The sequence below is a fragment of the Haladaptatus sp. AB643 genome (assembly GCF_024136975.1).
In the GTDB taxonomy this organism is placed as follows: Archaea; Halobacteriota; Halobacteria; order Halobacteriales; family Haladaptataceae; genus Haladaptatus.
The window spans coordinates 86,725-105,882 of sequence record NZ_JAMYJW010000004.1; the positions used below are offsets into that span (position 1 = coordinate 86,725).

Sequence of the window (19,158 nt, forward strand, 5' to 3'; positions counted from 1 at the left end):
CACGTAATTTGATAAAACTGCTCTGGTTGCGACCGACGAGACGAAGCCCTTAAACCCGCCAACCGGGAACAATCGATAACTCGCTGGAAGACGGGCACCAGTGGGCACCTGCGACCGCAGGACGGAATGTGGCGTGGCCGGTTCGATGTCGAATCGTCGTCACGCTGAACCACTCAACGCCCGTGGTGATAGACCATGGCAAAAAGTTTCTACTCCCACATTCGAGACGCGTGGAAGGACCCGGACGACGGCAAGCTCGCCGAACTCCAGTGGCAACGAAAACAGGACTGGCGCAAACAGGGTGCCATCGAGCGAGTCGACCGCCCGACCCGCCTCGACCGCGCCCGCTCGCTCGGCTACAAGGCCAAGCAGGGCATCGTCGTCGCACGCGCAAGTGTCCGCAAGGGTGGCGCGCGCAAACAGCGCCACAAGGCCGGACGCCGTTCCAAGCGCCAGGGTGTCAACCGCCTCGGTCGGCGGAAGAACATCCAGCGCATTGCAGAGGAGCGAGTCAGCAAGAAGTACCCGAACCTCCGCGTCCTCAACTCCTACTGGGTCGGCGAGGACGGAAGCCAGAAGTGGCACGAAGTGATCCTCGTGGATCCCGAGCACCCCGCCATCCAGAACGACAAGGACCTGAACTGGATCTGTGACGACTCCCACCGTGGCCGTGCCCACCGGGGTCTCACGAGTGCAGGACAGCGCAACCGCGGTCTCCAACAGCGCGGTAAGGGTACCGAACACACCCGACCGAGCAACAACAGCGGCAAAGGCCGCGGCAAGTAACGCGTTCGACGTTTCCACACACCTTTTCGATTTTTCACCGACCGAAGAGCACCTGCCATCCTGTTCCGCGAGGACCCTTAGGGACGGCTTACCGCCGAAACCATCTCAAGGACTATCATGTCGGCAGTCGTCCGTCGTACGCAATGGGGGATTCGGAGGGAGAATCGGATTTGGAAGAGGAGACTGAGTTGCAGAAGCGGACGGAAGGGATGGCCCGGCTCATGGGATTCAGCGACGGCGTCTTCGCCATCGCCATCACACTGTTGATACTGAACATCGAGGTGCCGAAATCGACCGAGGCGACGGCAGTAGCGGTGAGCCAACTGTTGAACGAGTGGCCGGACATTTTGAGCTACGTCATCAGCTTTCTCGTCATCGGGAACTACTGGATCGTCCATCACGACATCTTCGAGGACGTCGAAAGTTACGACAGGAAACTCCTCTGGCTGAACATCATCTATCTCATGTTCATCGCGTTCATCCCCTTCTCCACCTCGTTGATCGGCGATTTTTCGGGAGGTGTTCCCGTCATCGTTTACGCCGGAACCATCACGCTGACGAGCATCGCCCTCACCGTCCTCTGGCGATACGCGTGGACGTCGGACCTGCTCGATACGACTATCGACAGAGACAAAGTGCGCGAAGTGACGTACGACATCCTCACCCCCGCCTCCGTCTTCGCTGGGTCGATGCTGATAGCGCTCGTAAACGCACAGTGGGCGATGTACTCGTGGTTCCTCCTCTTTTTCGCCGATTCGATTCGGGAGCGATTGATCGGGTAGAAACGCGGATTTCGAGCGCCTCACAGAGGTTGGGTTGGCGTTCGCTGATGACGACGAGAGGGAGGATAAATCAGATATCGCGATATCAAATCGTCATGAACGAACTCGTAGGCGGCGTTCCCGGACTGATCGAACGGCTTTCGTCCGCGGACCACCCGCAACCGGACCGGTATCTGTACCATTCATAGTGCACGGCTCGGTTGTAACGGGAAATGAAGGACGGTCAACCGAGCAAGACGGCCCAGTACGTCGCCGCCAATGTCGTCTTTTCCAGCGTGCATCCGGTGTTGGAGGGAGTACTGCCGCTGGATGCCGGGAGGGAAACGTCCCGCTATTTCCGCAGCCTCGATACTTGGACGGGGACCGGTGCTCGGCTGTTTCATCGGCTGCCGAAGTTCGTCCTCAGACGGCTCATCGCCCGGATTCCACCGGGAGTAATCGCCCAGACGGTCCTTCGAAAGCGGTGGATCCAAGACGCGGTTCGGGCGAACCTCTCCGACTGTTCTCAGGTAGTCGTCCTCGGTGCCGGGCTTGATACGCTCGCCCCGCGTCTTCGACGGGAGTACCCGGACGTCCGATTTTGGGAGATAGACCACCCGGCGACGCAGGGAGTAAAGCGGCGCGTCGTCGAACAGGGGTCGAACCTCACCCTTTGCTCGGAGGATTTCACCGAACGAGCGCCGATGAGTTCCCTGGACGCCGACACGGATTACGATCCGGACGAGCCCACGGTGGTCGTCACGGAAGGGTTGTTGATGTATCTCTCAGAAGCGGAAGTGAGGGAGTTGTTCGATGCCGTCCGTGAGCACACCGGCGAGGGAAGTCACTTGGTCGGGACGGCGATCAATCCGAACGCGATGGCCGACGGACCCGACTGGCTGGAGAGCGCGAACTCCAGCCGGAGCCCGACGTTCCTCGATCGACTCGGTGAGCCGTGGCACTGGGTGGTCGAGTCCGGCAAACTTTCGGACGAACTCGACGATCACGGCTTCGAACTCACCGCACTCAGCCAGATGCGCCATCTCCGAGCACAGTACCTTCCCGACCGGCCGAACCTGTCGGTGTATCCCATCGAGTACTGTTTCGAAGCCACGCACGAGGAGTGAATCGAGAGGGACTATTCGGTCGTTACAGGCCATCCATTCCCTCAGTATCGCCCGCAACGTTATGCGCCCGTGCGTCCTGTTATACCGAGTGGTTCGGGGGGAGCTATGAAAATCGAATTCGACGACTCCATGTTCGAGGAATGGACCGAACGAGCGCTGTTGCACGCCGTGTACGGCGGCGCTGATTTCGGCGAGTGTCTGACGACCGCCGAACGAATCACCGACGGGGACCGGACGAGTTGGTACGACGAATGGACCGAAACCGCCGACCGCGTCGCCGCTATCGCCCGAGAAAGTGAGGACGGTGGCCACGCGGTCAGCGCGCGGGAGGCGTATCTCCGAGCCTCCAACTACTATCGAACGGCCTACCCGTTTCTGTACGGCGCGCCCACCGACGAGCGACTCGTCGAAGCGTTCGAGAAGGAAACGGACGCGTTTCGAAGCGCCGCCGCGCTGTTCGACCCGCCAGTCGAACCGGTCGAAATCCCGTACGAGGGAACGACGCTTCCCGGCTACTTCTACCGCGTCGATGACTCCGACAACCCTCGGCCGACCGTCATCGCCACCAACGGATACGATTCGACGATTCAGGAGATGCACTTCGCCCACGCCGTCGCGGCCGTCCGTCGAGGGTACAACTGTCTTACCTTCGATGGACCCGGACAGGGAGGGCCGCTCATCGAGGAGGGGCTCACCATGCGCCCGGATTGGGAACAGGTGGTCACACCCGTCGTCGATTACGCGGTTGCCCGTCCGGAAGTCGATTCGGAGCGAATCGCACTCACCGGTTGGAGTTTCGGCGGGTATCTCGCCCCGCGAGCGGCCGCGAGCGAGCATCGGCTGGCGGCGTGTATCGCCGACCCGGGGCTGTGGGACCTGCTCGAAATGATGAAGGGGATGGCCGTCGGCGTCGGGGTACCGCAGGACGTGGCCGACCGACTGCCCGACGTCGATTCGGACGAGTTGGAGCCGATGTTCGACGCCATCGAGGCGTCGCCGGAACTCACGTGGACCATCGAGCAGCGCGGTCTGTGGGTACACGGGGTCGATTCCGTTATGGACTACCTTCGAGCGACGGCGGAGTACACGCTCGAAGACCGCGTCGACCGAATCGAATGTCCAACCCTCGTTACCCAAGCTGAAAACGATCAGCTGTCAGCCGCCGCTGGAGAACTGTACGACGCCCTCAACTGCCCGAAGGAACTGCAACGGTTCACGGCCGCCGAAGGTGCTGGCGACCACTGTGAAATGCACGGGCGCAAACTCTATCACCAACGCACGTTCGACTGGCTTGACAGCGTCGTGGGACACAAAGGGTGATTGCGAACGGTGAGATCAGGAAGACGGAAAATTTTCTACTGGCGTTGGGGGACTGCTTCGGCATGTTTAACCGCCGATTCGTCGATGTGCGCGTAGTAGTTGAACAGGTCCGTCCACGACGGTTCGGCGATGGAAACGTCGTCAGGCAGCGTCGCTTCGTCCATCTCGCCGTCGATGAAGCCGCGTCGCCCCTCGTGGCTCTGGAACATCTGATCTTCGACGACGTATTCGCGGAGTGATTCGGCCACCGTGCGCGTTCGCGCGAGAGCGACGCGTGGCACCGTTTCCAGGAGGTCTTCGGGGGAACCAGTCGCCGCTATTTTACCATCCCGGACGAACGCGATTCGGTCGGCGATTTGGATGTCGGCCGGCGTGTGACTCGACAGAACAATCGTGTGCCCGTCGCGCCGCCGTTCCTCGATGAGTGCGTGAACGAGGTCGATGGCTGAGAGGTCGAGTTCCGCCGTCGGTTCGTCGAGGAGATACAACGGAACGTCCACACCAAACGTGATGGCGAGTTCTAGTTTGCGAACCATCCCACCCGAGTAGTCGTTGACCGGGTCGTCGAGACTGTCCGCGATGTCGAATCGCTCGGCGATTTTCTCCCAGTCGTCGGTGCCGTGCGGGTGAAGGTCCGCGTAGAACTCACCGTTCGATCGCCCCGAGAGCTCCGAGAACAGGAGCCCACCCTGAAGCATAAAACTCATGTTCGAGCGGGTGTCGTCCGCGGACGATCCGAAAACTGAAATCGACCCACTCGTCGGGTGGAGACCGTCGGCGAGACACGAAAGCAGGATGGTTTTTCCGGACCCGTTTTCGCCCATCAGGAGCGTCACCTCACCGGCGGGAATATCGAGGTCGATGCCGTCGAGCACGGTAGCCCCGTCGAACGACTTCTTCAGGTCCCGAACCGAAATGGCGGCTTCGGTCATCACTCACCGACCTCCCCGGCGTAGATGAAGCGACCAACGAGCACCGTGGCAACCGCCGCGCCGATAACGGTGTACAGGACGAGCAGTCCCACGTATTCGATACCCTTTGGAAGCGGCGTCGAGGACATTCTCGCCGCGTCGCCGACGAGATACGCCATCTGGAAGCGTGCGGCGAGCGAGTTCGGGACGTAGTTGACGATACCCTGGAGGTTCGATGGTAGCAACGAGACGCTCATCCCATTGAATCCGGTAATGAAGAACACGATAATCATCACAAAGCTCGAAATCTGCGGGACGCTGTCGCCCGTGAGGAGGATTGCGATGAGCGTTGCGACCGCCATCGCCACTAGACAGAACGAGAATAAGGTAGTGAGGATGACGAGCACCGAAACGGGACCGAACGCGTCGAACCGAGCGCCGTCGAGTGCGGCGATGACGAGAATGACTGCGTCGGTAAAGACGGCGCCGACGAAACATCCCAGAAACCGCCCGACGAAGTCCGCGGAGGGCGAAATCGGGAGCGAACGGAGCTTGCGATAGCGTTTGGTCGAAATATCCTCGCTCAACTGCCGTGCGAAACCGATCAGCGCAACCGAGAACGCGCCGAATATCCCGAATGCGATAGCCATGACAGCTTTTCCGACAGCGAGCGACCCGGGACCCGTATCGGTAAGGAACATCCGTGATTCGAGCAGATAGAGGATCACCGGAAAGCCGAGCGCGAACAGCAACGTGCGTCGGTTCTGTAGCTGACTTCGTATCGTGAGTTTGGCGAACGTGAGCGTCTGCTTCCCCCACGGAACGGCGGTCGGTCCACCCGATGGGGGCACGGCAGGGGAACTGGAATTCACCGACGCCATCAGCGACACGCTCCTGACCGTACCGGGAACGAACGACTAGCAGGGAGGATATCGAATCGAGAAATCAAATCCGAGTTCATCGTAGGTAGCTACTAAGAGAACGAGCAAATACCTTTTTCCGATATCTCCCCACCTTCATAAGTGGTATGCGTGTCCCATTCCGAGGTCGGGTATGCCGACCGTGCACACGAAAGTGGAGCCTCAAATCGGAGCCGTCGCCTGCCTCTCACGGGACCATCCGAACACGACGTTTCGAATGCTGGGCAATCATCCGGTCGATGACGGGACCGTTTTCGTCCTCCTCGAAGCGCCGGACCTGCCAGGGGAGGACGTAACCACGTACTTCGAAGGCGACGACGACGTCATCGAGTACGAGATAATCCACGACGCCGAAACGGCGGTCTTCGTCAGGATCAGAATCCCATTGCCAGCCCCCCACCGTGCAGGAATCTCGTCCGGAAGCGTCCCCCACGCGGCGCTAACCGTCCGCAACGGCTGGATACACGGGGAGATGACCACCTCGATGGAGCGCATACAGGAGTTCGTCTCGGCGCTTCGGGAGGCGGACGTTCGGTACGAAGTCGCCTCGCTTACCCAGTCCGACGAGACAGGGGCCATCCTGACCGAGCGCCAGCAAACCGTGGTCGAGACGGCGGTCGAACACGGTTACTACGAGACGCCACGGAGTTGCACGCTGGACGACCTCGCGGATGTGCTCGACGTGCATCGCTCGACCGCAGGGGACGTGTTGAACCGCGCCGAGGGGAGAATCATCACGTCGTTCGTCCGCGACTCCTCGTGAGAAATTTTGGGTCCGGTAGACGGTCTCGATGGAGTTCTTGACGTGACCGAGGGCAGACACTTTAAGTTGTAAGCAAGAAGACCCAGTATCGAATGAATCCGTCCTCCCGTCGGACGTTCCTCGCGACAGTCGGTGTGAGCGCGCTCGCTGGCTGTAGCGCGCTCCGAGGAAGCAGTTCCGACGACGCGCCACCCGACTATCTCTCCGGACACGTCGTTTCGCTCGCTGATGGTGTCGAACTGCCGGATGTCAGCGGATTGGACGAGCAGGACGACCCGGCCGACGCCGACATCGCCCTCTTCCCGGCGAAAGAAGTGAGCGAAGACGATGCTGCCCGAGCACTGGCTATCGGAACGCCAGTCGCCTTCGTCGGAGACGGCGCTCCGTTGCAGTCACAGCGGACCTGCACAGCGACGGGAAAGCGGTACGGAATCCCCGGTGACGGGTGGGGAAGTGGCGAACTCATCTCGGCCATCGTTCCCGCGGACGGGAGACTCGACACCCAACGGTTCATGAACATCGAACTCCCCGACGATGTACCGTGGGCGGTCAACGAGATACTGACCGGCCATCCCCCTGATTCCGACGTTTCGGTAAACGGCATTTCACACGCCGATTCGGCAACCGAGTTGGGAAGGACACGGATCAGAGGACGAACTCAGGTCGGCGCGTTCGACCGCTGGAAGCGTGCTACCGCCGTTCTCGATGGCTCGCCGCCGCACGCCATCGTGGACACCGTGGCGACCATCGAGTCGGGAAGGGAAGTCGCAGGACACAACATCGAAGCGGGCTACCACGCCGACCGAGTCAAAGTCGTGTCCGAATTCGACGAGGAACTCGAATCGACGGTACCGGACACAGGGGAAACCGATTCGCTCACCATCAGCGAGACAGAGCGACCGAAAAGGGGGTCGGTAACGCACAGTTTCGAGCCGAGGACCGACGACGCCCGGAAGTCGTTCACCGTCGCCACCCGGTCACGGATCCACCTCGATTCGTTCTCGTACCCCTTCGACATCCACCAGAACGTCCGTTTCAACTGGCGCAAACCGGGACTGCTCCACGACGAAACGTGGACACAGCACACGCCCGGGCGGTCGCTGTGGGACCGGGGAAAATAGATCGTCGAAAATAGACCGTCCAAAACGGCGTGACCGTCCCTTATTCCTCTCGCTCGCCGACCTTCACCAACTGCTTGCCGATGTTCTCGCCCTCGAAGAGGCCGAGGAAAGCGTCGGGGGCGTTCTCCAAGCCCTCGGTGACCGTCTCGCGGTACTCGATCTTGCCCTCGGAAATCCACTGACCGAGTTGTTTCGCACCTTCCGCAAAGCGCGGCGCGAAGTCGCCGACGAGGAGGCCCTCGACGGTCGCACGTGTCTCGATGAGTTTGCCGAGTTTGCGCGGGCCGGTCGGCATGGAGGTGGCGTTGTACAGCGCGATCTGGCCGCAGACGGCGACGCGTGCATCGACGTTGAGTCGGGCGAAGACGGAATCCGTGATCTCGCCGCCGACGTTGTCGAAGTAGCGGTCCACACCTTCGGGTGCGGCCTCGTCCAGCGCTTCGCCGTAGTCGTCCACGTCCTTGTAGTTGATTCCCACGTCGAAGCCGAGGTCGTCTTCGAGGAAGGAGACCTTCTCGTCGGATCCGGCAAAACCGACGACCTTCGCGCCGGAGAGTTTGGAGATTTGGCCGACGACGGAACCGACCGCTCCGGCCGCACCCGTCACGACGACCGTATCGCCCGCTCTGGGTTGGAGCACTTCTCTGGTCCCGAAGTAACCCGTCAGACCGGGCATGCCGAGGACGCCGAGCGAAGTGGAGATGGGTGCGAGGTCGGGATTGACCTGCTGGAGTTCCGGCCCGAGGGCGGTGACGTAGTCGGCCCATTCGAGGTTGCCGGTGACGATGTCGCCCTCTTCGAACTCCGTGCCGTTGGATTCGACGACTTCGCCGACGACGCCGCCCTCCAGTGGCTCGCCGACTTCCCACGGTTCGGCGTAGGACTCCCCGGCGTCCATCCGGCCGCGCATGTAGGGGTCCACGGAGAGATACAGCGTCCGGACGAGCGCCTCGCCGGGGCCGGGTTCCGGTACGTCCTCTTCGACCAGTTCGAACGTGTCATCGTCGGGCGTTCCCGTCGGTCGCTGCGACAGCAGGAATTTTCGATTAGTCGCCATACAGGAGAATACAAGATACACGGATAAGGGGCCTGTGGCGGAAGCCGCCCTTGCCGGTATGAGAGTGGTGCTCAAAATCAAATACGGCTCGGCGTTTCATACGGGTGACTAAACACTGATGATCGAGCGTATGGAGGTGTGAAACGACGGTTTTACAGGGAGAGGAGGAGCGAGACGACCATAACGACGACGCCGAACGAGATGTGGCCGACCATCGCCGATTCGAGGCTCTCGCCCCAGTAGAGCCACCCCAAGCCGACGCCGATGACCGCATTGGTGAGAACGATCTGCACGAGAAGGGCGGGGGCCACCGACGAGAACGCGACCATCGCGAGGAGATGACCCAGACCGAACACGAGCGCCGAAATGCCGATCGCCGTCCACATGACGCGGGACGACGGCCGTTTTCCGCCCGCGAGCTTCCAGCAGCCCCACACGACGAGCGTCATGAACCCGTATCGAAGGAACAGTTCCTCCGTGATCCCGCCATAGAGAAACCGGTTGGAAACGGTTTCCAGGACCGAGAAGACGGTCGGATCACCCATCGGTCTCACGACGAGGGGCGAGAGACCGGGTACGAGGACCGTGAACAGTCCGTCGAGGGCAATGGCGATGACGGCGACACCGACGCCGACGCCGATGGCAGCGGGGAGTTCCTCGCCGAACAGAACCGGCGGTTGGGTTCTCCCAACGATTCGGTAGAGAACGTGCGATTTGAGCCTCGTGCGCGGCGCGAGAGCCGTCCCGACGAGGCAGGAGAGCGCGAGCAGCAGGAGGGGCTGGGTGACGATGAGGAGGAACAGAGCAGGGGTCGATGCTCCCGCGAACTGTGGGAGGGAACGCAGTGACCCGAGCAACGACACGCCGACGACGACGACGCCGGGCAGTCCGAGTACGAACATCGTCACGACCCCTTTGACGAACGAACTCTGCCGCGCCCGTTCCGCTGTCGAGGGGGTTTGCATACCGGCCGCCGCGCACCCGAGTGGCAAAAAAGATTCGAGTGACGACGGACGGACTCGGTAGGCTGAGATATCGAATATCAGTCATCCGTGGCCGAAAAGGGATGCCCGATGCGGGTTCGTGATTCCGTCGAACCACGGATTTATAGCTCGATGCGACTACGTGGAACCATGAGCGGCCTCTCGCTTGACGCGACACAACTCGACCGCTACTCCCGGCACATCATCATGGACGAGGTTGGGTCGAAGGGACAGCAGGCGCTCCTCGACGCACGGGTTCTGGTGATCGGTGCTGGTGGTCTCGGCGCACCGGCCATCGAATATCTCGCGGCGGCCGGTGTCGGCACCATTGGCATCGCGGACGACGACACCGTGGAACGGAGCAACCTCCAGCGACAGGTGATCCACGGGGACGACGACGTCGGTCGGCCGAAAGTCGAGAGCGCGGCCGACTTCGTGCGCGGTCTGAACCCCGACATCGCCATCGAAACGCACGAGGTTCGCGTCGACCCCGACAACGCCCCCGCGCTCATCGCGGAGTACGACTTCGTCGTGGACGCCAGCGACAACTTCCGGACGCGCTACCTCGTCAACGACGTGTGCACCCTCACGGACACCCCGTTCTCCCACGGCGCGATTTACAAGTTCGAGGGACAGGTGACGACGTTCACGACAGACGGGCCGTGTTATCGCTGTCTCTTCCCGGAATCCCCCCCGGAAGACGCGGTCGCCGACTGTGCGACGACGGGTGTCCTCGGCGTCCTCCCCGGAACGGTCGGCTGTATTCAGGCGACCGAGACGGTGAAAGCCATCACGGGTACCGGCGAACTCCTCGACGGCCGGATGCTGTTTTACGACGCGATGGACATGAGTTTCGAGGAGGTCGAGTTCCGACGAAACCCTGATTGCCCGGTTTGCGGCGACGACCCCATCGACTCCATCGACGAGGTCGAGTACACCGAATCGTCGTGTGCAGTGCGGGCGAGCTGACAGCACGTATCAAATTGCTAAACGCCGCCATACGCGGCTCTCATGCCACGAGAACCGCAATATTACTTTATATCCTTAGCGGTCGTTTCTATATTCGTAGGTGACTGCAATGGCAACTAAACAACTGAACACCGGAGTAAACACGTTCGAGAGCAAAATCGGTGGCGTAACCGTTCACGGCCAGGCACACAGTCTGAGCGCGTGGTTCGTGTTGGCGCTCCGTCTCATGATGGGAGCAGCGTTCCTCGCCGCTGGCTGGGCGAAACTCACGGCGGCGGAGTCGTTCAGCGCGGCGGGGTACCTGACGAACGCGGTTCCGAAGGCCAGCCCCATGCTCGGCGTGTTCCACTGGATGGGCACCACGCCGTGGTTCGTGGACTTCGTGAACGTCGCCGTCCCGTGGGGTGAACTGTTCATCGGTCTCGCCCTCATCGTCGGCGCGTTCGTCCGCCTCGCGGCGTTCTTCGGCGCGTTCATGATGCTGATGTTCTACTTCGGCAACTGGACCGTCGAACACGGAATCATCAACGGCGACTTCGCGTACATGCTCGTCTTCCTCGCCGTCGCGGCGTTCGGGGCGGGCCACATCCTCGGACTGGACGCACGCATCGAGCGCTACGAAGTGGACGGCAAACCGCTGGTCGAGAAGTACCCCGCCCTCCAGTACATCCTCGGCTGAGCTATTTTTCTTGGACTCAGATTTCGTACACGAAATAAATACAACCGAGGCGACACAAGGGTGGCGTATGGAACACAGCTTATCTCCGTACGAAGTGGTCCTCTTCGTAGGAATTCTCGCGGCAGTTGTCGTGAGCGGCAACCTCCTCCTCGGAATCGTAGCCGCCGTCTTGCTTCGTATTCTGAGCGTCCTGCTCGATATCCGAAACTCCCTTTCGACGCTCTCGGAACGGGAAGTCCTCGAAAGCTGATTTTCCGCACCTGTCGGTTCTCGCCTTCCCGATTTTCACGGCACTGTTTTCCCGAATGGCGATGATACAACAACTATGGAATCAGGGGACGAAGACTCGGACGACGCAGACCCGGGCAACGTGGACCTGGACGACGTCGAACGCTGGCGTGCCAACTGGCAGGACGAGGTGGACGGGGCGGCGCTGTACCGGGCGATGGCCGAGGGGGAATCGAACCCCGAACTCGCCGAACTGTACGAGAATTTGGCGAAGACGGAAGGAGAGCACGCGGATTTCTGGGCGGCGAAGCTGGACGAAGCGGGCAAGCCCGTCGGTCTGCCCGCACCGAGTCGCCGCGCACGGACCCTCTCGTGGTTGGCGCGGCGGTTCGGCGCGAACGTCGTCCTCCCGGCGGTTCGCGGGAGCGAAATCGGCGGGGGCGTAGAGTATCACTTACAACCCGACGCGGATCCATCGCTCGCGGAGGACGAACGCTCGCACGCCCGTCTCCTCGCGAACCTGGATACGTCGGGTGGCGTGGAGGGCGGAACCTTGGCGCGACTCGAAGGCAGACATCGGGCGACCAGCGGGAACGCACTGCGCGCCGCCGTGCTCGGCGCGAACGACGGACTCGTCTCGAACTTGAGTCTGGTGATGGGCGTCGCCGGAGCGGCGCTGTCGGCGAACTCGATCCTCATCACGGGGCTCGCGGGGCTGCTGGCGGGTGCCGGGTCGATGGCGATGGGCGAGTGGCTCTCGGTGACGAGTTCGCGCGAACTGTACCAGCGCCAGATTTCGGTCGAGGCGGACGAACTCGCGGAAGTACCGGAGGAGGAGGAAGCCGAGCTCGCGCTGATCTATCGGGCGAAAGGGCTGTCGCAGGAACAGGCGGACGAACTCGCCGCACAGATCATCGCCGACCGCGAGACGGCGCTCGACACGCTCGCACGGGAGGAACTCGGCATCGACCCCGAAGGACTCGGCGGGTCCGCGTGGGAGGCCGCGGGGTCGTCGTTCGTCCTGTTCGCGCTCGGTGCAATCGTTCCGGTCGCACCGTTCGCCCTCTTCACCGGACTCACGGCAGTCGGAGCCAGCCTGCTCGCCAGCGCGGTTGCGCTGTTCGCCATCGGGGCAGGGATCACGCTCCTGACCGGCCGAAGTATCTGGCACTCGGGCGGGCGACAGGTGCTCATCGGGCTCGCGGCGGCCCTCCTGACCTTCGGCGTGGGGCGGCTCATCGGGGTGACGATCGCGGGGTGAGCGGACGAAACGCGTCGTCGTACTCCCACTCGTCGCGAAGCGCTCGCCACACCGACCGCCGTGCGGCGGGAATCGACAGCAACCGAGCCGCCAGCGACGGATGCGAGAGCAGGCGGGCCAGCGCCCGCGACGGGTGTCGGTCGATGTCTTCGATGTCGATACCCGAAGCGGCCGAGAGCAGGTCGGCCAGTAGGTCGGGTCGTCCTTCGGCCAACACGGTCGTGGCGAGCGACGCGAGCAGGTATTCGGCCCGCATTCCGCGGTGGAGTCGGTCGGGATACTCGGCCAGTTCCCCTTCGGCGACACACTCCGCGAGCAGGGTGGCCGAGTGGATCGCCTGCGAGATTCCCTTTCCGGTGAAGCGGTTCGCGATTCCGGCGGCGTCACCGACGCGGACCACGTTCGCTCGGGGGTGAATCCGTTCCGGGTCGAGACTCGGCCCGCGCGGGATGATCGCGACGTTCGTTTCGTCTCGCGTGGGTTTCGGCCAGCCGTTTCGGTCACAGGCGTCGTGAAGCGCCGCAAAGTAGTCGTCCGGCACGTCGCGTTCGTGCCACCCGACGCCGACGTTGGCCCGCGTTTCGGTCTTCGGAAACAGCCATCCGTAGCCGAGGTACCCCTCGAAGACGATGCGCGAACGGGGATACACGGCCGAGAAATCGCCCGTCACGTCGGCGTTGAGCGCGACCATCCGTCCCGAATACTCGTCGGTCGTGCCGTCGGCTTTGCTCGCGAGTGAGGGCTGACCCGTGGCGTCCACCACCAAGTAGTACTCGTCCGCCAACTCACGAAATTCCGCCTTGCTGACGCCGTGATTCGCTCTCAGTTCGACGCCGTGGTCTTCCACCCACTCCGCCCACCGACGCTCGACCGTATTTCGGTCGGTGATGTAGGCATCACGGGCGGAAAACCGACCGCCACCGACGGTTTCAGTTCCGCTACGAACCGCGACCTCGAACGAGGGAACGCGATTCAGAAAGCCGTTTTCGGCCGTCTTCTCAAGCGGGATTTTCGACGCCGCGGTCATCGCCTCGCCGCAATTGACCCGTTTTTCGTCGTAGCACTGGCGCTCGAAGAGGGTCACGTCGTGGCCGAGGCGTCGGAAGGCGGTGGCGGCCGCGAGGCCGCCGACCGCACCGCCGACGACGGCGATATCGCGCCGGTATCGCATACCGTGGCGAATACGACGACCGGGAGCAAAAACCTACTCGACGAGCAAACCGTCCACGAGTCGGGTGAATCGGTCCACCATCCGCTCGGGAACCGACGGCGTGACGGCCGTCAACAGGCGGGCCGTCTCCTCCGGGCGGGTCGGCGCGAGCGTCACGCGATTTCGAACGTCGTGGCGCTTCTCGACGAGGTCCTGTTCTTCGAGGTGGGACACGTGCCATTCGAGCGTGCTGCGCGCGATTCCGAGGTCGTCGGCGAGCGTCGCGGGACGGGCAGTACCCCGCTCCAGCAACGTGACGAGCACGTCACGGGCCGTTTCCCGGCGGAGCAGTGCGAGCGCCGCTCGCTCCCACTCGTCGTACTCCGGTTCGTAATAGTGGGTCTTCCCGTAGAGCTGTTCGCTGACGAGTCTGTCGTCGGTCAGCAACCCCCGAAGGTGGTACTGGACCTGTCCGGGGGCGATGTCGGCCTTCCGGACGAGGTCGTTGAAGTGAATTCCCGGACGGGATTCGACGCATCGGCGTATCCGCGTTCGTGTTTCAGTCATCGTATTTCCTTTTTTCCACAGTTCTGGCGTAGTACACCGCTCCGATGAGCAGGAGCATCATCACGATGTCCAACCCGTGTTCGAACAGGTGATGAGCGTTCGCGGTGAGATAGTTCGCCATCGTCAGTCCACCGACGAGTTCGCGGCCTGCGAGGGCCGCGAACGCGAGCGCGATCAGCAGATACGGAAGCGAACGTCGTTGGCGAAATGCCGCGAGCGCCAGCAGAAAGATGGCCGCCGACCCGAGTCCCGCGACTGCGAGCACGACGTGGAGCGCGACGCTCCCCCCTTGGGTAACGACGTGAAGCGGGTACAGCGGCACCATCTGGCGTCGAGTTCGTTCCCGAGACACCTGAGGGATTCGATTCACGGACGAAGGGGCAACCGCTTCCGGGGCCATCCGCTTTTAACGGTTCACCGCACAACGTACGGCCATGAGCGAAGCACACGCGAGCGAGGAACTCGTCGTCTACTCCGATTACGTCTGTCCGTTCTGCTATCTGGGCCGACGATCGCTGGAGCGGTATCGGGAGACGCGGGAGGAACCGCTCCCGTTCGACTGGCATCCGTTCGACCTCCGAAGCGGGAAGCGAAATCCCGACGGAACCATCGACACGGCCGCGGACGACGGGAAGGGCGACGAGTACTACGAACAGGCGCGGGAGAACGTGCGACGGTTGCAGGAGAAATACGGGGTCGAGATGGCACAGGAGATAGCGGCCGACGTCGATTCGCTCCCCGCGCAGGTCGCCTCCTACTACGTCAAAACCGAGCACCCCGACCGATGGCTCGACTTCGACGAAGCCATCTTCGCCGCACTCTGGCAGGACGGTCTCGACATCGGGGATACGACCGTTCTCACCGATCTCGCCACGGATGTCGGACTCGATGGCGACGAGATTCGGGACGCGATCGGCGACGACGAACTCCGCGCGGAACTCGACGAACTGTTCACGGACGCACAGCAGCAGGGCATCACGGGCGTTCCGACGTTCATCTACGACGGATACGTGGCCCGCGGCGCGGTTCCGCCGGAGCAACTGGAACGACTCGTTGACGGCGTCGAATAAATCAACCACCTCACGTCGCGATTACAGCAGTTTTACCTGTCCCGCCCGGCCTCGTGAACGGTAGATGGCAGGACGGTTCGCACTCGACATCGAGACGGTGAGTCCGACGCTCGAACGGTACGAGACACCGCCGGAGTTCGACGATCCAAGATATTTCGAGCTACTCGCGGTCGCCCTCGGTCACGAATCACCGGACGGCGACCGTGAAGCGGCGGTGCTGTTTCGGGAGGGAGAAACGCCCGCCAGCGAACTGGATCTGGTGGCGCGAACGCTCGACTGGTTCGCCAGACGGGACGGAACCGAAGTGGTCACCTACGGCGGGGAGACGTTCGACGTGCCGCAGTTGGTGGGACGGGCGAAGGCCGCGGAATCGGCGGACGCGGGGAGAGCAGAAACGGGGGTCGTCGAGCGGTTGCGTTCCCTGCTCGAATCCGAACTGACGCACGTCGACCTGCGCCGTCCGGCGTGGGACGCCTTCGGCGACTACACGCGACTGGAAGACGCCTGTCGAAACGTCGATGTGGACCCCGACGACACGTACTGGCAGGAGTACGACCACGGGGTAGACCTCGACGAACTGCGACCCGAGAAGTTCCGGGGCTTCGGGAAGGTCATCAACAAGGACGTCCCGGTGTTCGGCGAGCGGTACCTCGCGCTCGCGGAGGTCGGCGCGACGGAGACCCTGACGTTCCGCTCGCTTCACGAACTGCTGGATCACTACAGTCGGGAGGACGTGCTCCATCTGTTCGACCTCGCCGACGCCCGTCCGTTTCGGGACGTGTGATTCTATCTGCGGCCGTTCGCTGTCCTCAAAGATCGACGGACGCCACTATCTCGTGTTCTTCCCCCGCGGCCGGTGGCCGAGTAATCGTGATATCGTCCACCGTGAATTCCCACTCGAAGTCGTACTCCAGCAGGAACCCGACGACGTCACGAGTTCGCTCGTCGTCGAGACCGAGTGCAAAGCCCACGTGTGGGAACCATCTCTGTGGTTCGTAAAACGGCACCGGTGCGGTTCCCAACCCCTCCACCGCCCGAACGATGTCGGCGTGGAGTGCCGTGATCTGGGGGGATTTCGCGACCGGGAGCCAGACGTGATTCCCGGGAAAGATGCCGATACCGTCCGTATGAACCGATAACGGGGAATATTCCTCCGCGGCCTCCGCAACGGCGGCTTCGACGGTTGCGATATCGACCTCGTCGTCCAGGGCGTACAGGGTAAAGTGCGGAAACGGGTTGGGATACCGGTCGATTCCGAATTCGGCTATCAACTCGTCCCAAATCGATTCGACGGTGCTGAAATACAGGTCAGGGAGCGTTGGTCCGATTATTGTAGTCACGATTCGTACTTTTCAGATAGCGATAAGAATATTCCCACGATAGTCCGAGCGACAACTCACGCACCGACCATCGCTTGCACCAATGGGAGGTTCCGTCCCCTCGTTTCCCGTTCGACCTCGAACGTTCCGCCTACCGAGGCGTATAGGATAGTGGGACAACGCGACGGAAGCCCTCGACTGAGCGTCGTTATCCGCCTTCCATCCCGACCGTCTTCGGGTGGGGTTCGTTTTCGTCCTCGGCCATGCCGAGGTACAGCGCGGAGTTGACCAGTCCGACGTGGCTGAACGCCTGTGGGTAGTTGCCCAACTGCTGACCCGTCTCGGGGTCGATTTCCTCCGCGAGCAGACCGAGCGGACTCGCGTACGAGCAGACCGACTCGAACACCTCACGGGCCTCCTCGACGCGTCCCGACTGGGCCAACGCGGACACCAACCAGAACGAACAGATGACGAACGCACCCTCATCACCCGGGAGGCCGTCCTCGGCGTCGTAGCGCTTCACGAGACCGTCGGTTTCGAGGCGGTCGCGGATGGCGTCGATGGTGTTCTGTACTTTCTCGTCGTCGAACGGGAGGAACCCGACGACGGGAATCAGCAACGCCGTCGCGTCGAGCGCGTCCGTGTCGTAGGCTTGGGTGAAGCTCCCGACCTCGTCGTCGTAGCCGTGTTCGAGCACGTCGCCACGGATCATATCACGCGTCTCCTGCCACTTCTCGGTAGGCGCGTCGAATCCCCACTCGTCGGCGATTCGCAGGCCGCGGTCGAGCGCGACCCAACACATCACCTTGGAGTGGACGAACTGGTCCGGGCCGCCACGAACCTCCCAGATTCCGGCGTCCGGTTTGTCCCACACGTCACAGACGTGCTCGACGATACGGCGAATCGCCTCCCAGTCGTCCGGGTCGAAATCACCGCCGTCCGAGGTTTCGAATATCGCCAGGAGGAGTTCGCCGAAGACGTCGAGTTGTCGCTGGTCCTTGGCCCCGTTACCGACGCGAACCGGCGTCGAACCGCGATACCCCGCGAGATAATCGAGCGTCTTCTCCGATAGGTCTGGGTCGCCGTGAAGTCCGTACAGTGGCTGTATTTTGGTCGGATGCTCGGACTGACTGAGGCCGAGGAACCAATCGAAGTACGCTTCGGCCTCGTCGGTGTGTCCGAGGTTGGCCAGCGCCTGAATCGTGAACGCCGCATCACGGATCCAGTTGTAGCGATAATCCCAGTTTCGGACGCCGCCGACGTTCTCCGGAAGCGAGGTCGTCGGCGCGGCACAAATCGCCCCCGTCTTGCGGTGGGTGAGCAGTTTGAGTACCAATCCGGACCGGACGGCGAGGTCGTGGGAGTCCTCGCCGAACACACAGCCATCCGGGCAGTCGTGTGCCCAGTCGCGCCAGAACTCGGACGTTCGGTTCAGTTCCGCTTCACAGTCCTCGGTGTTCGCAATGCTCTTCTCGTTGAACGCCAGGACGAACCACGTCGATTCGTCCTCGCCGACGGACCAGACCGCGCTACCGCTTCCACCATCCACTTCGACATCGATTCCCCCGCTGAGGAACGCGAAGTGGTCGTCGTCGTGGCCGGGAAGATCCCCATCGTCGCCATCGTCGTCCCCGCTCGTGATTCGAATACCGTCGTCCTCGGGCGTCAGATTCGTCTCACCGTGCGCGTAGTCGAGTTGGGGGCTGAACGTCAGTTCGAGTTCGACATCGCCCTCGATGCCTTCGACCTTCCGGTACACCGCCCGCTCCATACCGTCGTTACGGACGGGCATGAAGTCCGTGACCCGAACACGGCCGGATTCGGTCTCGAACGTCGTCCGTAACACGTTCGTCGAATCGAGATACGACTGCTCCGACTCGAACGCGAGCATGGGCTGTATTCGCCAGTGCCCGCCCTTCTGTGCGTCGAGTATGCTGGCGAACACGCTCGGGGATTCGACGTGCGGCATGGGAAGCCACTCGATACCTCCTTCGTCGTTGACCAGCGCACAGGTTTCCAGATTTCCAATAATTCCGTACCGCTCGATAGGAAAATATCCCGTCATGGGTGCCTCCCTGCGGAAAACCGCTTCATATCTATAACTCTACGTAGAAGGGAATTGAACCTTTGGGCAGGGAAACATCGATTCGACCGGGAGACGACTAG

General features: G+C 62.1%; 21 protein-coding genes. 12 read left to right on the plus strand and 9 right to left on the minus strand.

Features of this window, described 5'->3' with window-relative positions; genetic code table 11:
- Nucleotides 1-195: 195 nt before the first annotated feature.
- The 4 genes from NKF25_RS09730 (at nucleotide 196) to NKF25_RS09745 (ending at nucleotide 3,994) form a co-directional block, all read left to right on the plus strand.
- A complete protein-coding gene (locus NKF25_RS09730; protein WP_066143802.1) occupies nucleotides 196-786 on the plus strand; it encodes a 50S ribosomal protein L15e in 591 nt (196 codons plus the stop codon).
- A gap of 143 nt (nucleotides 787-929) precedes the next feature.
- Complete coding sequence (locus NKF25_RS09735; RefSeq protein WP_253226484.1) at nucleotides 930-1,568, plus strand: TMEM175 family protein; 639 nt, start codon at nucleotides 930-932, stop codon at nucleotides 1,566-1,568.
- A gap of 212 nt (nucleotides 1,569-1,780) precedes the next feature.
- Complete coding sequence (locus tag NKF25_RS09740) at nucleotides 1,781-2,674, plus strand: SAM-dependent methyltransferase (protein ID WP_253226485.1); 894 nt, start codon at nucleotides 1,781-1,783, stop codon at nucleotides 2,672-2,674.
- Nucleotides 2,675-2,779: 105 nt separating this feature from the next.
- The gene (locus NKF25_RS09745; RefSeq protein WP_253226486.1) at nucleotides 2,780-3,994 is read left to right on the plus strand and encodes an alpha/beta fold hydrolase; all 1,215 of its coding nucleotides are present in this window, start codon (nucleotides 2,780-2,782) and stop codon (nucleotides 3,992-3,994) included.
- Between the two features lie 35 nt (nucleotides 3,995-4,029).
- Here the strand turns inward: NKF25_RS09745 and NKF25_RS09750 are convergent, their stop codons facing one another.
- Together NKF25_RS09750 and NKF25_RS09755 are read right to left on the minus strand one after the other, a co-directional pair.
- On the minus strand, nucleotides 4,030-4,926 hold the full coding sequence (locus NKF25_RS09750; protein ID WP_253226487.1) for an ABC transporter ATP-binding protein: 897 nt from the start codon (nucleotides 4,924-4,926) through the stop codon (nucleotides 4,030-4,032).
- Nucleotides 4,926-5,786, minus strand: coding sequence for an ABC transporter permease (locus NKF25_RS09755; RefSeq protein ID WP_253226488.1), 861 nt, complete (start codon nucleotides 5,784-5,786; stop codon nucleotides 4,926-4,928). Before NKF25_RS09755 ends, NKF25_RS09750 begins: the two co-directional genes overlap by 1 nt.
- A 172-nt stretch (nucleotides 5,787-5,958) precedes the next feature.
- On the opposite strand from NKF25_RS09755, the gene NKF25_RS09760 reads away from it, so the two are divergent.
- Both NKF25_RS09760 and NKF25_RS09765 read left to right on the plus strand, forming a co-directional pair.
- Entirely contained in the window at nucleotides 5,959-6,588 is a 630-nt protein-coding gene (locus NKF25_RS09760) for a helix-turn-helix domain-containing protein (protein ID WP_253226489.1), read from the plus strand.
- Nucleotides 6,589-6,680: 92 nt separating this feature from the next.
- Nucleotides 6,681-7,709, plus strand: a complete 1,029-nt coding sequence (locus tag NKF25_RS09765) for a hypothetical protein (RefSeq protein ID WP_253226490.1) — start codon at nucleotides 6,681-6,683, stop codon at nucleotides 7,707-7,709.
- Between the two features lie 40 nt (nucleotides 7,710-7,749).
- Here the strand turns inward: NKF25_RS09765 and NKF25_RS09770 are convergent, their stop codons facing one another.
- Both NKF25_RS09770 and NKF25_RS09775 read right to left on the minus strand, forming a co-directional pair.
- Nucleotides 7,750-8,766: an NADP-dependent oxidoreductase gene (locus NKF25_RS09770; protein WP_253226491.1), complete on the minus strand. Its 1,017-nt coding sequence runs from the start codon at nucleotides 8,764-8,766 to the stop codon at nucleotides 7,750-7,752.
- A gap of 152 nt (nucleotides 8,767-8,918) precedes the next feature.
- On the minus strand, nucleotides 8,919-9,731 hold the full coding sequence (locus NKF25_RS09775; protein ID WP_253226492.1) for a CPBP family intramembrane glutamic endopeptidase: 813 nt from the start codon (nucleotides 9,729-9,731) through the stop codon (nucleotides 8,919-8,921).
- Between the two features lie 168 nt (nucleotides 9,732-9,899).
- On the opposite strand from NKF25_RS09775, the gene moeB reads away from it, so the two are divergent.
- The 4 genes from moeB (at nucleotide 9,900) to NKF25_RS09795 (ending at nucleotide 12,886) form a co-directional block, all read left to right on the plus strand.
- Nucleotides 9,900-10,718, plus strand: a complete 819-nt coding sequence (moeB, locus tag NKF25_RS09780; RefSeq protein WP_253226493.1) for a molybdopterin-synthase adenylyltransferase MoeB — start codon at nucleotides 9,900-9,902, stop codon at nucleotides 10,716-10,718.
- Between the two features lie 109 nt (nucleotides 10,719-10,827).
- A complete protein-coding gene (locus tag NKF25_RS09785) occupies nucleotides 10,828-11,397 on the plus strand; it encodes a DoxX family protein (protein ID WP_253226494.1) in 570 nt (189 codons plus the stop codon).
- A gap of 67 nt (nucleotides 11,398-11,464) precedes the next feature.
- Nucleotides 11,465-11,647, plus strand: a complete 183-nt coding sequence (locus NKF25_RS09790; protein WP_253226495.1) for a hypothetical protein — start codon at nucleotides 11,465-11,467, stop codon at nucleotides 11,645-11,647.
- 75 nt (nucleotides 11,648-11,722) lie between these two features.
- Entirely contained in the window at nucleotides 11,723-12,886 is a 1,164-nt protein-coding gene (locus NKF25_RS09795) for a VIT1/CCC1 family protein (protein ID WP_253226496.1), read from the plus strand.
- On the opposite strand, the gene NKF25_RS09800 is transcribed toward NKF25_RS09795, so the two are convergent.
- From NKF25_RS09800 to NKF25_RS09810, 3 genes are read right to left on the minus strand one after another with little or no spacing between them, the layout of a single operon-like run.
- A complete protein-coding gene (locus NKF25_RS09800) occupies nucleotides 12,861-14,057 on the minus strand; it encodes an NAD(P)/FAD-dependent oxidoreductase (protein WP_253226497.1) in 1,197 nt (398 codons plus the stop codon). The genes NKF25_RS09795 and NKF25_RS09800 overlap by 26 nt on opposite strands.
- A gap of 33 nt (nucleotides 14,058-14,090) precedes the next feature.
- A complete protein-coding gene (locus NKF25_RS09805) occupies nucleotides 14,091-14,603 on the minus strand; it encodes a winged helix-turn-helix transcriptional regulator (protein WP_253226498.1) in 513 nt (170 codons plus the stop codon).
- Nucleotides 14,596-14,928 (minus strand): hypothetical protein, encoded by a 333-nt coding sequence (locus NKF25_RS09810; protein ID WP_253226499.1) that lies wholly within the window; start codon nucleotides 14,926-14,928, stop codon nucleotides 14,596-14,598. The genes NKF25_RS09805 and NKF25_RS09810 overlap by 8 nt, the downstream gene beginning before the upstream one ends.
- A gap of 109 nt (nucleotides 14,929-15,037) precedes the next feature.
- On the opposite strand from NKF25_RS09810, the gene NKF25_RS09815 reads away from it, so the two are divergent.
- Both NKF25_RS09815 and NKF25_RS09820 read left to right on the plus strand, forming a co-directional pair.
- Nucleotides 15,038-15,673 carry a DsbA family oxidoreductase gene (locus tag NKF25_RS09815; RefSeq protein ID WP_253226500.1) on the plus strand — a complete coding sequence of 212 codons (636 nt, stop codon included), beginning with the start codon at nucleotides 15,038-15,040 and terminating at the stop codon, nucleotides 15,671-15,673.
- Between the two features lie 64 nt (nucleotides 15,674-15,737).
- Nucleotides 15,738-16,457, plus strand: coding sequence for a hypothetical protein (locus tag NKF25_RS09820; RefSeq protein WP_253226501.1), 720 nt, complete (start codon nucleotides 15,738-15,740; stop codon nucleotides 16,455-16,457).
- A 25-nt stretch (nucleotides 16,458-16,482) separates the two neighbouring features.
- Here the strand turns inward: NKF25_RS09820 and NKF25_RS09825 are convergent, their stop codons facing one another.
- Together NKF25_RS09825 and NKF25_RS09830 are read right to left on the minus strand one after the other, a co-directional pair.
- Nucleotides 16,483-17,013, minus strand: coding sequence for a 2'-5' RNA ligase family protein (locus NKF25_RS09825; protein WP_253226502.1), 531 nt, complete (start codon nucleotides 17,011-17,013; stop codon nucleotides 16,483-16,485).
- A 187-nt stretch (nucleotides 17,014-17,200) separates the two neighbouring features.
- Nucleotides 17,201-19,057: a glycoside hydrolase family 15 protein gene (locus tag NKF25_RS09830; protein WP_253226503.1), complete on the minus strand. Its 1,857-nt coding sequence runs from the start codon at nucleotides 19,055-19,057 to the stop codon at nucleotides 17,201-17,203.
- Nucleotides 19,058-19,158 lie beyond the last annotated feature (101 nt).

What these genes read in the sequence shown, in the direction of transcription:
- NKF25_RS09740 (WP_253226485.1), top strand. Translation starts at nt 1,781, where the DNA reads ATGAAGGACGGTCAACCGAGCAAGACGGCCCAGTACGTCGCCGCCAAT.
- NKF25_RS09760 (WP_253226489.1), top strand. Translation starts at nt 5,959, where the DNA reads ATGCCGACCGTGCACACGAAAGTGGAGCCTCAAATCGGAGCCGTCGCC.
- NKF25_RS09730 (WP_066143802.1), top strand. Translation starts at nt 196, where the DNA reads ATGGCAAAAAGTTTCTACTCCCACATTCGAGACGCGTGGAAGGACCCG.
- NKF25_RS09815 (WP_253226500.1), top strand. Translation starts at nt 15,038, where the DNA reads ATGAGCGAAGCACACGCGAGCGAGGAACTCGTCGTCTACTCCGATTAC.
- NKF25_RS09745 (WP_253226486.1), top strand. Translation starts at nt 2,780, where the DNA reads ATGAAAATCGAATTCGACGACTCCATGTTCGAGGAATGGACCGAACGA.
- NKF25_RS09770 (WP_253226491.1), bottom strand. Translation starts at nt 8,766, where the DNA reads ATGGCGACTAATCGAAAATTCCTGCTGTCGCAGCGACCGACGGGAACG.
- NKF25_RS09805 (WP_253226498.1), bottom strand. Translation starts at nt 14,603, where the DNA reads ATGACTGAAACACGAACGCGGATACGCCGATGCGTCGAATCCCGTCCG.
- NKF25_RS09755 (WP_253226488.1), bottom strand. Translation starts at nt 5,786, where the DNA reads ATGGCGTCGGTGAATTCCAGTTCCCCTGCCGTGCCCCCATCGGGTGGA.
- NKF25_RS09795 (WP_253226496.1), top strand. Translation starts at nt 11,723, where the DNA reads ATGGAATCAGGGGACGAAGACTCGGACGACGCAGACCCGGGCAACGTG.
- NKF25_RS09800 (WP_253226497.1), bottom strand. Translation starts at nt 14,057, where the DNA reads ATGCGATACCGGCGCGATATCGCCGTCGTCGGCGGTGCGGTCGGCGGC.
- NKF25_RS09765 (WP_253226490.1), top strand. Translation starts at nt 6,681, where the DNA reads ATGAATCCGTCCTCCCGTCGGACGTTCCTCGCGACAGTCGGTGTGAGC.
- NKF25_RS09785 (WP_253226494.1), top strand. Translation starts at nt 10,828, where the DNA reads ATGGCAACTAAACAACTGAACACCGGAGTAAACACGTTCGAGAGCAAA.
- NKF25_RS09750 (WP_253226487.1), bottom strand. Translation starts at nt 4,926, where the DNA reads ATGACCGAAGCCGCCATTTCGGTTCGGGACCTGAAGAAGTCGTTCGAC.
- NKF25_RS09820 (WP_253226501.1), top strand. Translation starts at nt 15,738, where the DNA reads ATGGCAGGACGGTTCGCACTCGACATCGAGACGGTGAGTCCGACGCTC.
- NKF25_RS09790 (WP_253226495.1), top strand. Translation starts at nt 11,465, where the DNA reads ATGGAACACAGCTTATCTCCGTACGAAGTGGTCCTCTTCGTAGGAATT.
- NKF25_RS09830 (WP_253226503.1), bottom strand. Translation starts at nt 19,057, where the DNA reads ATGACGGGATATTTTCCTATCGAGCGGTACGGAATTATTGGAAATCTG.
- NKF25_RS09775 (WP_253226492.1), bottom strand. Translation starts at nt 9,731, where the DNA reads ATGCAAACCCCCTCGACAGCGGAACGGGCGCGGCAGAGTTCGTTCGTC.
- moeB (WP_253226493.1), top strand. Translation starts at nt 9,900, where the DNA reads ATGAGCGGCCTCTCGCTTGACGCGACACAACTCGACCGCTACTCCCGG.
- NKF25_RS09735 (WP_253226484.1), top strand. Translation starts at nt 930, where the DNA reads ATGGGGGATTCGGAGGGAGAATCGGATTTGGAAGAGGAGACTGAGTTG.
- NKF25_RS09810 (WP_253226499.1), bottom strand. Translation starts at nt 14,928, where the DNA reads ATGGTGCCGCTGTACCCGCTTCACGTCGTTACCCAAGGGGGGAGCGTC.